Here is a 12153-nt window from a genome sequence, read left to right on the forward strand (position 1 = left end):
TGAATCTCTGTTGAATCACAAAACCTCATGGTGTGGCTGGAATATACGCCAGAACCTTATTAACCATCACATTGATGAATTTGGCTGACTCATTCATCCAAGGACCGTGACCTGAATGTTCAAACCAAATCAATTCTTTGTGGGGCGCAGTCAGGAGCTTAAAATACTCCTCGGTCAGCTTCGGCGACGTGGTGCCATCGTGGCGACCCATCAAAAAGTAGACAGGCACTTTGAGGCGCGTTGCTTGCTTGCGAAAGTCCACACCCCACAATTGCGGGAAGACAACGCCGACTGTTTCCAGTTCCCCTCGAGACAAATTCACCTTGTCGTACAATCCGTACTCGGAACTCGTCAGCAGGTCAAACAAGATGTTGGACTTCGGTTTGGCGATCGCAAGATTCTGATGCTCATTCTTATACTTGTTCAGGTCATTGAGGTAGGTCAGCAGCTTCGGCAAGACATCGTTGCCGTAATAGGGCGGTGCTCCCTGCTGCTTAAGTTTTGCCCCTTGCTGCTGGTCTCCACGTTCCTGTGCCAAACGCAGCGCCAAATCATAGCGGATCAGCTCGTTCTCCAGAAACGCCACCACTTGACCCGTGCCGATAAACGCATGAAACAGTTCTGGGTAACGTTGCACCACCATAATGCCCAGGGCGCTGCCCCACGACTGTCCCGATAGATAGATTTTTTCTTTGCCAAAGCGTTGGCGCAGGTGCAAGACTAAGGCGTGGGCATCGCTGATGTAGCGATCGGGGGTTAACTTGGCATGGTCGATCGCATGGAACGATTTGCCTGCCCCCGGTTGATCCCAGTTGACGACAACAAAGCGATCTTCCAGCCCAGCGAGGGCGCGCTGCTCCAGTACGAGCTGGCTACCACCGGGACCGCCCGCCAGAAAAAGCAGCACTGGATTGCGCGCATCCTTGCCGCGAATTGTGATCCATTCCTCGGAGCCGCCAAGTTTCACTGTTTCCAGTACGGCGATGCTGTTGGGTATGGGTTTGCCGTTGGCATCAAGAATGGGCGGTGTAGACGCGAATACTTGTGAGGCGAAAATGGCAAGGAGGGCGATCGCTATAAACCCTGCAAGTTCGGCAAGCACTACACGCACAGTAAAGCCAAGCCGAAACACCGCCACCAACAGGGCGACCGCTGCCATTGCAAAGAGAATCAGGATCGCTGGAGGAACGGTGGTGCTGATGGGCAGCAATGCCACTGGTATAATCGCTAGAGCAATCAGGATGAATACCAGAATTCGTAGCAATGTAAGTGCGTTGGCGTAGCCTCTCTGGAGAATCTCCCTCACGCTTTGCAGTTTGGATCGCTGATTCAACTTCAGATCTGGGTTGCGGATCATCATGACAAACATTGATGCTGCCCTGTTCACTCAAGCGCTATTTGAGGTTTTTCTGTACCAAATTTCCACAGCAAGATGACACCCAAGCCGAACAGATTGACCAGGAAAACGATCAACCCTCCGAAAAATGGCATGAGTGTTAGAACGGTCACGATCGCCAAGCCCAACAAGAACTGCTGCTGTAACGATCGCTCGTGCTTACGGAGCACCCATTGACCGACAAAAAGTGACACGCCCAATGACCCGACTAGAGCCGTGATCACCGCAGTGAGACTTAGGAGTGGAATCAGTGGAATACCAATGAGCGTAATCGCTAGAAAGATGGCGGCAAAGATAAAGGAAACGATCGCTCCGATGCCCCATAGAGCGGTTAAACCAGAGTGTTGCCGCAATTTTGTCGCTAAAGTTGGCAAGAACTGTGGGCTAGTCTGCAAAATAATCAGTCCGAGAATAGTGGCTACTACAGCGGCACTGATTCTAAAAATGGCACTGAAGAAATACTGAGTAAAAAAGCTACTCCTGCCTCGATCTGAGCCATACATCATGCCATGTCGGTCGCTGAATGTAGCGCGTTCACCACTGACGATCGCACCGGGTTCCTGTACGATCTTTCCACCAAAGGAGTAAGCATCACCCTCTACTCGCGCTCCCTTTTGCAGTGTGACATTGCCGCCAAACGCGATCGCAGTGTCCACAACTTTGGCGTTAGGGGAAACCGTAACATTTCCCCCAAAGGCAATGGCATTTTCGACCACTTGATTCTCTGGTACGGTGATGCTGCCACCAAAGCGAATCAGGTTAGCATTATTGATATTAATATCGGTCTGCGCCAGGGCATTGCCTGCAAATATCATGCAAACAGTGGCTATAAAAGCCAGAATTAATTGTTGCCATTTCATAGATTTATCCTCGTAAACGATAAGAACATCGACTATCTTTCATGACCTTAAAAAAGATGAGGAAACTATGAGAAAGGTATAAATAAAATGACTTATGATAATTCCCACCATTTCCGCAGCAATCAACGGGTCAGTGTAATGAAACCGTAATGGATAATGCTTCAACTAACCCGCTCTTCCTGGTAGGCATCTTTCTCTCTATCATGGGTCGCCAGGTTTCTGTTTGTTGCTATATTCATCAGATAACCGCCTAAGCCTGTTATCCACAGCACAATTGGATAAACAAGCCATCTTTCTGTTCCGCCCAAGCCAATAAAAGGAACAATCATATTGGGGGCAAACACAACAGCACACCATGTGATTAGTGAAATGGCTCCAAAGATAATGCCGATAAATCTAAATGGAGCAGAAACGACTTTAAACGCCATAATCGCTGATACTCCACCTGATATAAAAGTGAGTAAAGAGAATATTCCGTGATAAGGAGTTTTTTCACCAGAAAAAAATCCAATGCCCACTAAACCCAAACTAAACAGAGCCAGTGGAATAGTAAAAAGTAGTTTTTTGAAATATCTATGCTGAAACAATGTCGCCGTCAAAGCCATTAAGCCGGATAAAAACATAGTGATATTAAAAATGCTGGCGGACGGTTGGTAGATTAAGCTGTTGGGTGGTTTTGTTGCGCCCAGATCACTAATTTCACTATTAAAAGTCGTGTAGCCGGAAGGATAGAACACTTCGGCGGTGATGATGCCCATCAACGCAAATGAACCAGCAAGAAAAAGCAACAGACCGGAAAGTTTTAGTTTATTCATGACAGATTATTCTGACTAATTTATTGCGAGCCTTACAACAAGAGAAGATCTATTTGCAAGCGGTTTTTTATGGACGAATAAACCAATCAAGGGGGCAGCGGAGTGAAACTGGCGATGGATATTTCTTTGAATATCGTGGAATGCCGGGTTATTCATCGGTTTGGGCTTTTGGGGTTAGTCAACGAGCAGAAATTGTTTGCCACTCTTGGATCGCCGTGAATGGGATTTGCAACTTAATTGCAGAGCCAGTGACCATCGGTAACGTGAGGTGAAGGGGGATGCCAACCTGCAATTGCGGTAGGACAGACTCAATGTCGTACTCTCCAACATTTGCTGGGATTAGTGTGTCTTGAGAAATTTCGCCAGAAATATCCTTGGCGGTCAACGTTTCCCCCATCGATGTTGTTAGCATCAGCGGTTGAGTGCGATCGAATTCCACCCCACCAGGAAAGCCCACTAGCCGCAGAGAGACAATAGAACTACCTTCAAGATGAGTGCGCTTGAAGGCGATCGCCTGCCAGGAATTTCCGTTCTGATCTCGCAGGGTTTGCCGGGATTGATAGAGCATCTGCCCTGGATATTCTTCGATTTGTGTCACAGCAGCAAAGGCGGGTAGGGGACTGCAAACAAGCAGTAAAACGCAGAGCCAAGCAGCCAACAGCCAGCGCATCGAGCGAATTCCAAATCTGCTAAAACGGATAGAGTTCATCGCAAAAGTCCTCATAACGTTAAAATCTATGGCAAGACGCAAACGACGATCGCCCAACCTAACACCAAGATTGCTCTCCTGGAGGATTGTGCAGTAACTCGCGAATATTGGCTTCGATGACTCGGTAGCCCACATTGCCGTTGAGTTGTTGCCGACCATCATTAAAAATCAAGGTAGGGCTGATGGATACAGTATGTTCCTTCACCAAATCAAAATCCTTCGACAGTAGAGTATAGGCTTCACCGTTATCAATCTGCTCCTGAATCGCGGCGATCGGGAGTCCTAATTGCTCTGCAATGACATATTGCACCTTACGGTCAGAAACGTTTACCATCTGGGTAAAAAACGCTTCTCGAAATGCCCAGGTTGCTTTTTCAAATACCGTTTCTGATGGTTCAAAAATTCCTTTCATTTCCAGCAATCGAATGGCATGAAGAAACAAATGACAGGATGTGGATGAAGGGGGCGCAACGCGTGTCCAAATATCAGGATGAACGGTAATGTGATCAAACTTTTTTACGACTTCGTGAATGTGGTCGCTATATCCTTTGAAGCCGCCCTTATCTCTCCAGCGATTCTCGAGCTTTTCACGGGCATTTCCAAACACAGAGACGAAGTGCGGCTCGATTACAACTTTGTCTTGAAAAGTCGCTTTTAATTCATCCAGACGAATTTGAGCAATATAAGCCCAAATGCAAAGAACGTCAGAAAAGTAAAAAATATGTATAGGTTCCATTGTTACTCCAGTTGTTGCTCAGATGAGGAGATTGCCCATCCTTGATCCATCGGTCTCCAGGGAAAGGTGCAGCCCAAGTCAGTACAGTGATCGGGAATCCCGATCTGCTCCAGGGTGTCATCTTCTTTATTGACCCTGCATTATTCATGATTTGGCGATCGCTTCTCCTGCGGTTTTCCAAGCCCCAAAGCTAGGTGGAAACCCCTGCACATTGTCATAGCCCAACAGATGTAAGGTCATTACTCCCATTGCCGATCGATAACCGGATGAGCAGTACAGCACCACAGGGCGATCGTGCGGAATTTGATCTAGGCTGTGCGCCAGTGTTTGAAGCGGAATGTTAATTGCGTTAGGGATGTGCCCAGCTTGATACTCAGATTGTTCTCGCACATCGATCAACAGGGTTTGAGACTTTTCTAACTGGTTTTTTAACCCTTCAACGCTGGCGATCGTGTAGTAACCTGCTGGAATTGACGTGAGAAAGCGATCGACTTCCGCCTCCAGATTAAGGGGTTCAGATAAAGGTTGCATACTTTCTTGAGATATAGATTTAGCCCCCTTAAGGGATGCTGCGATGGTCGGGGTTTGCCCAACAACAGCCCATAGGAAAAGGCATAGGGTAAATCCCAGCGATAGGGTCTGAATTGTCTTCTTGAATAGCATGGATTTCTCCTGAAGGCAAAAATTTGATTTGATGAGGTGCAGTAAGTCAATTAATTATGGCGTTGAATATATAGCCGATACTGATAATGCCAACGGTCATTAACCCAACAAATACGGCTAACAGTTGAGGGCGCAACACTTTTTTGAGAATCACTATTTCAGGAAAAGATAGGGTCGTCACAGCCATTGTGAACGCTAGCACTGTACCCATCGGCATCCCTTTATTGACTAAAGCTTCGGTAATGGGCATGACACCCGCAATATTCGCATAGAGTGGAACACCCAAAATGACGGCGATCGGTACTGCTAAAGGATTATTTGCACCTGCATACTTGATAATAAAATCTGTCGGCACATAGCCATGAATGACTGCACCGATCGCAATTCCAATCACTACATAGAGCCACACCGATCGCACAATTTCGCTGGATTGAAACTGTCCTTGCTCAAATCGTTGCCGCCAAGTCAGTGCCACTGTTTCTAGGGTGTCTGTATCCTCTAGAGGCTGGACTTGACGAGCTTTTTGCAGTTCCCAAACGAAGGGTTCCACCCATTTCTCTAATTTGAGCAGCCCGATGATGTATCCAGAGGCGATCGCTAAACCCACGCCAAACCCGATGTAGATTAACGTCACCTTCAACCCAAACAATGCCCAGAGAAGGATAACAGCTACCTCATTAACCATTGGCGCTGCCATCAGATAAGAAAAGGTTACGCCTAGAGGGACACCTGCTTCCAAGAAGCCGATGAATAGAGGCACCGCAGAGCAAGAACAGAAGGGTGTAACGATGCCGACCATTGCCGCCAAAATATTGCCTGCAAACGTGCGCTTTCCTTCTAGCAAAGAGCGCACGCGCTCTGGTTCTAAAAAGCTTTGAAATGTCCCAACAATAAAGCTAATGACAATCAGTAATGTGAGAACTTTTGGCACATCGTAAAGAAAGAAATGCAGACTCGATCCTAAGTGCGATGCGATTGATAAACCCAGCAGTTGAGTGACGATCTGGGTTGCCAACCAATCAAATGGATAAAATGGATCGAACATCAATTTGCCTCTTTAATGCTGCAATAAGGGCTGAATTTGTTCGGAACTAATGACTCGCCCTTTGCTGACGACTTTGTCATTGATGGTCAGAGCGGGAGTGGACATCACGCCTCGTTTGGCGATTTCGATGGGGTCGGTAATGTGCAAAACTTCAGCCGTTAAATTGAGGCTTGCTACCGCTTCTTTGGCATTTGCCTCTAGCTGCTGGCACTTTTTGCAGCCGGAACCCAAAATTTCAATCTTGATTGCATTCATGGCATGACTCCTTCTTTGTGTTCTGTCATTCAGTTCAGTTAACTTCCAGTTATCTAGACTTTTTGCTCAAAGTTGATGTGCCAATCCTTAAGCATTGGACGGAAACCCCTGCACATTCTCATTGCAGAAATAGGTTGAACGCCACATTCATTAGTGATCAACCGTGACAGGTGATGGTTTGATTTCCTGAATGAATTGATTGAATACAATACAAAACGTAACTGAAGATGTAAGAATTCATCATGTATTCATCATGTTTGTATAAACCAATCAACGGGACGACGAAGTGAAACTGGCGGCGGATAATCCTTTACATAGCCCGATCGCAAGATAAATTGAATGTTTTCGTTGATCCCAATCGATTGATTTAGCGTTTGCCTGGTTGAAGCTTCTTCCAATATCTGGGTCATCGGATGAATGGCAATGCCTTTTTCTCGTACTTTCAGAAAAAGTCGTTGCATTCGTCTACCCGTTTCCAGCAATGTCGCCACCGAAGTATCCTTGCTGGTGATCAGAATCCAACCTGCCGATGCCGACACTTCCTGTTTAACGGTGTCAATGCCCCGCTCTCTGAAGTCCTGTTTCATCACATCGTCTTTGCCATAAAAATTCCGCACCACCCAGCCAGAAATTCCTTCTATTTCCATGCTTGCTGTGGTCAACCCATCACGATTTTTCTCGGCATCCTGACTGGAGAAGCTAATCCAGTCGGCTAACTCTTGCTGAGCGGGATCGCGATAGGCTTGCAGGCGGTTGGCTGCGATCGTTTGTTCATTGATCAGTTGACTTTCTTTGCTAGTGGTAGGCAGATAATGGATAAATTCTGGTTCCGCATTGACCAAATATTTGAGATCTTCTGGCTTCAGCACCTCACTTAAAAAATCGGAGCGAACCGTGCGGCGGCTTTTGATTTTTGCGATGTCAAAAGTATTTTTTGACGCTTCTTTGATCAGTTTTACTGACATCACCCGATCGTCTTGATTGGTTGCAGCGAGTAAATTCCAATCACAGGCGTAGCCGACAGTACCAGCGGCATAGTCCAGGTTTTGCATGAAAGCACCGATCGATAACATCGTTTCTCGCTGCGTTGGGTCAACGGCAGGCAACCATTTATTTTTATCGTTGCCGATAATCCAGTGGTACGGTTCGAGGTATTGAACAAACCACGGCTGCGTATTGTGACCACTGGGTGCAAGCGAGGCGAGAAACAAAATCTCTGCTTCGTCTGACTTGAGCGTTGCGTTGCGATTGTTTGCCTGTGTGAGATCTGCTCTTGAAAGATTACTTTTATCGCTCCATAAATAAGCTGCTGCTCCGGCTGCAATGGTTGTCCCGCCAGCTATGCCGATAAATTTTTTTCTTTTCATAGTGATCGTCCTTTGATTTCAAGTTTTGTGAAAAAGCTATTCCAGATACGACGAAAACAGCATTGAAAGCGCAAAACTCCCGATAAACATTAAGGTAGACCCGTTGGTATCTTGAGTTTGATGCGCTTCAGGCAGAATTTCTTCCACGATCGCCACAATCAAAGTGCCTGTTGTAAAGGCAAGCACAACTAGCTTGAGAAGATCAGATTGTCCGCGCAACCCCCAATAGCCCAGTGTTGCGCCCAGCCAAACAGGGATAATAAATGCAGCAAGTAGTAGAAATCGCTTTGTTCGCGGTATCTTTTGACTCTTAAACGCTGCATTGGTCACAAAGCCTTCTGGAATATGAGCCACAACTCTTGCCGATGCCAGCACAACTCCTAGACGAGGCGAGATTGTCAAGCTGGTGCCAATCATTAATCCATCGCCAAATAAGTCGATCGCAATGCTCAGAAAAATCGCCCAACTCACAGTATCGAGATTAATGCCACGCAATCGATTCTTGCTTAAGTTGAGAAGCTGATTCACCCACACAAAAAAAGCTCCCCCCAAAACAACGCTAGAATCGTTGTCCAGACGGGTTTAGCAATCAGGACCCTAGGGATCAGTTCAGTGCCTACTATCGCCAGCAATACGCCAGCAGTAGCGTGCAATGCAAGTCCTAATGTTTGTTTTGATAACGGTAAGGTTTCGGCAATCATTGCTCCAATGAAGTTACTAATAACAGGGAGAGCGGACAGGATTAGAGCAAACAAAAAAACCTGCATAATCAGACTCCGCTGGTTTGAACACGCTCATTGTGTTGCGGTACGGAGAGCATTGCTTCAATGTGAGGGTTTGCCCACTCTGCTGCTATTTTCAGAAAATCAGGATCATCATTGGCACAATCGAGCCGTGTGTAGGTCACCATTGGATACTGATGCTGCAAAGATTTAATCGCATCCTCCACATCAAGAATGGTTTCATAATTCTCTGTTACCCATCCAATCGGCTTAAACAGAATGGCTTGGGCACCTGCTTTGATTAAGTTTTTCGCTGCCTGTTTCAGATTGGGCTGTGACCATTGGATGAACGGTGTATCGTGATTCACCCAACCGATCGAAATTAATGGATACTGATGCTGCAATTGCGCTTGAACGCGATCGTAAAGGGCTTGTCCATCAATTACCCCAGTTAATAGTCCTTGCGCTTTTTCCGGACCACCGTGAACCGTTAAGACAATGCCAATCTGCCACTCAAAGAAGCGGCTTGCGAGTGATTGATTTAGAGTTTCCTTAATCTGACGCACCATCAAATCAACGTAGGTAGGCTCAGTCGCAAAAGCTGGAATATATCGAAGTGCTTTGAAGGTCGAATGTTCAGCATCATTATGGGATCGGGTTGCTGCAATTACTTCATTGACCTGCTCTACAGCGATTTTGCCTGTGAATGCAGAATCGACCACGAGTAAAGGATAGATCAGCAAATTTTGGAAGCCTTGCTGGATAATATCGGATACCACTTGTTGCACAAAGGGTTGACAGAAATAAAAGCCTTTGAACACCTGCACCTGCTTTCCCCAGCGATCTTGTAACTGTGCCTCGATTCCTAGACGTTGTTTCTCAAAAATCTCATTTTCGGGCGACATGAAATGATGATGTTTGACTCCAAAATTGTACAAATCTTGAAGGGCAAGCAGCCTACCAGCAAGAGGATAGAGCCAGTCTGGAATCGGCACGAACTGAGCCGCAATGTACTTCGTTGCAGCTTGGTTATAACGACTCAGATCCCGGTAAGATTGCACTTCACCATATCCTGTAAGCAACACTGCAACACGATCGCGCAGCGTTGGCTTTACTGCATCGTCGTTGTATAGCGCGACGGGCTGTATCACCTGAGGTGGATCACCAATCATTGCGTTGAGCCTAATGTAGATTACTTTTAGAAGTGCCCTGTGAACGAAGCCACATAGAAATTCCAGTAAGAATTAATATGAATAAGCCAAGAGCATTCAGGAAGGGATAAATGACTTCTAGATTCAGGACTCCGAAATGTCCCTTGTGCCAATCTAATAACCAATCAAAGGTATCTCCCTTGCCTGCCAAATCAACGATCTGGTAAATCGTTCCTGTAATGGCTGTTAGCAATAGAGGTAACACCATAATGGGAGCCAGTGTGCGGTGAAGATGGCGAATATTTTGAAAATAACTGCGTTTTTTAGAGGTAGTCACCAATGATTTCCTTGATATGTGGTTCAAGAGGTGCAGCGGATTTTATCTTATTGCAGTGTAGATGAACTTTAACCACGGCATTTTTCTAGCACCACTTTCATGGATATAGTGCGCTTCTACAATGGTTTTTGGGCTATCTTTAAAACCCAGATCGCTGTACCTTCCCTATTCTGCTGATCATAAGTACCTATCACCACACCTTGTCCGCTTCAGTGTGGCGATCTAGAGCGTCTTACTTCGTTGTAGTGTCCCCAGCAACTTCGGCATCTCGTCTGGCGGCGATCGCTTCTAAGGTTGCTTTTTCAGCTTCTTCCATCGTTGCCATCGCTAAGAAGATCGCTGTATCGGCATAGCTTTCAGTGTTGTCTGCCCGATGTTTAAGTTTCTTGACTTCGCGATTTGCTTTCCACTCCTCAACATGCGATTTCATCTCAGATTCTTTTTCATCAAATTGAGTTTTGAGCTTTGCTCGGTACTCGTCAAATTCTTGTTTCTTTGCATCTAGCTGTGTTTTAGCTTCGTCGAATTTTGATTGAATCTCAACTTGAGTTTTTTTCGGTGCCGATTGAATGCTCTCCTTCAGCGATTTCGCCCGACCTTCAATTGCTTCTAAATTGTCATGTAGTTGTTTAGTGAAGTTGTCGATTGCAGTACTCATGATAATTCCTCTAGTATGTTGATTTTATTGAGTCGAATTAGAACTCTACTTCCACTACCAACATGACAGGCGAGTGTTCTATTTCTTGAGTGAATTGATTGAATACGAGACAAAACGTAAGCAACTATCTTTTTCTTTGATTGAGGATGTGGAATCAAGGCTTAACCAATCAGTTGTGCGACTCGAAAGGCGGAAGCGATCGCTCCTTCATGCAAGCCATCACCCAGATAGGCTCCGGCATGGTAAGTGTGATTCTCGCCGTTCGTGGTAACTACTTCGTCTCGATATCGAAAAGCCTCAGTAGTATACAGCGGGGTGTGATGTTCCTGAACGTGAATGATGCAATCTTCTGGTAGCAGCGCTTCGCTATCGCGCGCAACCAAATCCTCTAGTTGAAACGATAGAAAATAATGCTGTGACGATGAAATATCACAAATCTGATTCAGGTAGCTATTATATCCCCAGTGTTTCTCTGTCTGAAAGAAATCAAACTCTGAGGGTTTTTGAATGCCATAGCGGGTGTAGATGGAATCATCGGTATGAAGTAAGGTGGTTGCGTAATTGGCTTTCCAAGCAGAAAACCGTCTGATTTCGGCATCTGTCGGATCGGCTAACAGCGCCATCACTTGGTCAGGTGGCGTGGCAAAAACAACGGTATCGAATTCCTGAATTTCACCCGTCGTTTGCACAATTTTGACCGCATCCAAGCTCCTGAAAATCCGATCAATTTCTACATTCAGCAAAACCTCACCCGTGAATCTTACTAAGATTTTTTCAATGTAAGAATATACACCGCCTTTAACCCTAACCCAGTTGACTGCAACATCGTTGCATAGGACAGGCATCGCCAATTCTGCCGGAAAATCATCAATCAGTTCTAACGGCATTGAATAGCTATACATGACCAGCAATTTTAGCCAGGTATTGCGAGTACAGGGGCGCTTTAGATATTGCGACAAAGGCTGATTGTAGAAATCTTGCGGCTCAGCAGATCGCGTTCTGAGCCATAATCCAATGGAACGAGCATAGAGGATATCAAGGCGTAAATATTCAATCAGACGGCGAATGCCTGCAAAGTTTTTCTGAATCGTGACTCCCGATAGAAGGTGGCTGCCATCTTGAAAAAACATCGCTGAACCCATATTGACGGGTTCTAGTTCTACTTCTAGCTCTTGCATGAGCGCGATGAAGTGATGAAACACAGTCGGAAATTCGAGTACTCCATTTTCCAAAATTTCATTGCAATCAGAGTGGTTTGGCTTGATATTTTTGTTGAGTGTCCGAATATGTCCCCCTAAGATCGGTTGCCGCTCAAACACCGTCACTTGATGACCCTGCTTATCGAGCAGATAGGCTGTGACCATGCCACTAGCTCCACCTCCAATCACAGCGATTCTCATAGTTCACCTCTCAGATAAAGTAGATAATGGGCGATTCCT

The 12153-nt window shown here is 45.9% G+C and carries 14 protein-coding genes; all 14 read right to left on the reverse strand.

The genetic code is table 11. The features are described from left to right. Nucleotides 1-25: 25 nt before the first annotated feature. Nucleotides 26-1369: an alpha/beta fold hydrolase gene (locus tag AC1S5B_RS28210; RefSeq protein ID WP_482038975.1), complete on the reverse strand. Its 1344-nt coding sequence runs from the start codon at nt 1367-1369 to the stop codon at nt 26-28. Nucleotides 1370-1383: 14 nt separating this feature from the next. Further along, nucleotides 1384-2256, reverse strand: a complete 873-nt coding sequence (locus AC1S5B_RS28215) for a DUF8173 domain-containing protein (protein WP_482038976.1) — start codon at nt 2254-2256, stop codon at nt 1384-1386. Nucleotides 2257-2417: 161 nt separating this feature from the next. Beyond that, complete coding sequence (locus AC1S5B_RS28220) at nt 2418-3071, reverse strand: DUF998 domain-containing protein (RefSeq protein ID WP_482038977.1); 654 nt, start codon at nt 3069-3071, stop codon at nt 2418-2420. A gap of 178 nt (nt 3072-3249) precedes the next feature. Beyond that, entirely contained in the window at nt 3250-3780 is a 531-nt protein-coding gene (locus AC1S5B_RS28225) for a DUF3122 domain-containing protein (protein ID WP_482038978.1), read from the reverse strand. A gap of 58 nt (nt 3781-3838) precedes the next feature. After that, a complete protein-coding gene (locus tag AC1S5B_RS28230; RefSeq protein ID WP_482038979.1) occupies nt 3839-4516 on the reverse strand; it encodes a DsbA family oxidoreductase in 678 nt (225 codons plus the stop codon). Between the two features lie 144 nt (nt 4517-4660). Beyond that, complete coding sequence (locus tag AC1S5B_RS28235; RefSeq protein WP_482038980.1) at nt 4661-5179, reverse strand: rhodanese-like domain-containing protein; 519 nt, start codon at nt 5177-5179, stop codon at nt 4661-4663. Nucleotides 5180-5225: 46 nt separating this feature from the next. After that, on the reverse strand, nt 5226-6224 hold the full coding sequence (locus AC1S5B_RS28240) for a permease (protein WP_482038981.1): 999 nt from the start codon (nt 6222-6224) through the stop codon (nt 5226-5228). A 12-nt stretch (nt 6225-6236) separates the two neighbouring features. Then, entirely contained in the window at nt 6237-6479 is a 243-nt protein-coding gene (locus tag AC1S5B_RS28245) for a thioredoxin family protein (RefSeq protein ID WP_482038982.1), read from the reverse strand. A gap of 251 nt (nt 6480-6730) precedes the next feature. Further along, nucleotides 6731-7846 carry an Acg family FMN-binding oxidoreductase gene (locus AC1S5B_RS28250; protein ID WP_482038983.1) on the reverse strand — a complete coding sequence of 372 codons (1116 nt, stop codon included), beginning with the start codon at nt 7844-7846 and terminating at the stop codon, nt 6731-6733. Between the two features lie 36 nt (nt 7847-7882). Continuing rightward, entirely contained in the window at nt 7883-8374 is a 492-nt protein-coding gene (locus AC1S5B_RS28255) for a ZIP family metal transporter (protein ID WP_482038984.1), read from the reverse strand. Nucleotides 8375-8615: 241 nt separating this feature from the next. After that, nucleotides 8616-9740, reverse strand: coding sequence for a ferrochelatase (locus tag AC1S5B_RS28260; RefSeq protein ID WP_482038985.1), 1125 nt, complete (start codon nt 9738-9740; stop codon nt 8616-8618). 10 nt (nt 9741-9750) lie between these two features. Beyond that, on the reverse strand, nt 9751-10056 hold the full coding sequence (locus AC1S5B_RS28265) for a PepSY domain-containing protein (protein ID WP_482038986.1): 306 nt from the start codon (nt 10054-10056) through the stop codon (nt 9751-9753). 232 nt (nt 10057-10288) lie between these two features. Continuing rightward, entirely contained in the window at nt 10289-10714 is a 426-nt protein-coding gene (locus AC1S5B_RS28270; RefSeq protein ID WP_482038987.1) for a hypothetical protein, read from the reverse strand. 161 nt (nt 10715-10875) lie between these two features. Further along, a complete protein-coding gene (locus AC1S5B_RS28275; RefSeq protein ID WP_482038988.1) occupies nt 10876-12114 on the reverse strand; it encodes an FAD-dependent oxidoreductase in 1239 nt (412 codons plus the stop codon). Between the last annotated feature and the right edge of the window lie 39 nt (nt 12115-12153).

Source organism: Leptolyngbya sp. CALU 1928, from assembly GCF_056784215.1.

Excerpts from the sequence above, each read along its gene's own strand:
- AC1S5B_RS28215 (WP_482038976.1), bottom strand. The coding sequence starts at position 2,256 with ATGAAATGGCAACAATTAATTCTGGCTTTTATAGCCACTGTTTGCATG.
- AC1S5B_RS28250 (WP_482038983.1), bottom strand. The coding sequence starts at position 7,846 with ATGAAAAGAAAAAAATTTATCGGCATAGCTGGCGGGACAACCATTGCA.
- AC1S5B_RS28240 (WP_482038981.1), bottom strand. The coding sequence starts at position 6,224 with ATGTTCGATCCATTTTATCCATTTGATTGGTTGGCAACCCAGATCGTC.
- AC1S5B_RS28245 (WP_482038982.1), bottom strand. The coding sequence starts at position 6,479 with ATGAATGCAATCAAGATTGAAATTTTGGGTTCCGGCTGCAAAAAGTGC.
- AC1S5B_RS28225 (WP_482038978.1), bottom strand. The coding sequence starts at position 3,780 with ATGAACTCTATCCGTTTTAGCAGATTTGGAATTCGCTCGATGCGCTGG.
- AC1S5B_RS28230 (WP_482038979.1), bottom strand. The coding sequence starts at position 4,516 with ATGGAACCTATACATATTTTTTACTTTTCTGACGTTCTTTGCATTTGG.
- AC1S5B_RS28210 (WP_482038975.1), bottom strand. The coding sequence starts at position 1,369 with ATGTTTGTCATGATGATCCGCAACCCAGATCTGAAGTTGAATCAGCGA.
- AC1S5B_RS28260 (WP_482038985.1), bottom strand. The coding sequence starts at position 9,740 with ATGATTGGTGATCCACCTCAGGTGATACAGCCCGTCGCGCTATACAAC.
- AC1S5B_RS28270 (WP_482038987.1), bottom strand. The coding sequence starts at position 10,714 with ATGAGTACTGCAATCGACAACTTCACTAAACAACTACATGACAATTTA.
- AC1S5B_RS28275 (WP_482038988.1), bottom strand. The coding sequence starts at position 12,114 with ATGAGAATCGCTGTGATTGGAGGTGGAGCTAGTGGCATGGTCACAGCC.
- AC1S5B_RS28235 (WP_482038980.1), bottom strand. The coding sequence starts at position 5,179 with ATGCTATTCAAGAAGACAATTCAGACCCTATCGCTGGGATTTACCCTA.
- AC1S5B_RS28220 (WP_482038977.1), bottom strand. The coding sequence starts at position 3,071 with ATGAATAAACTAAAACTTTCCGGTCTGTTGCTTTTTCTTGCTGGTTCA.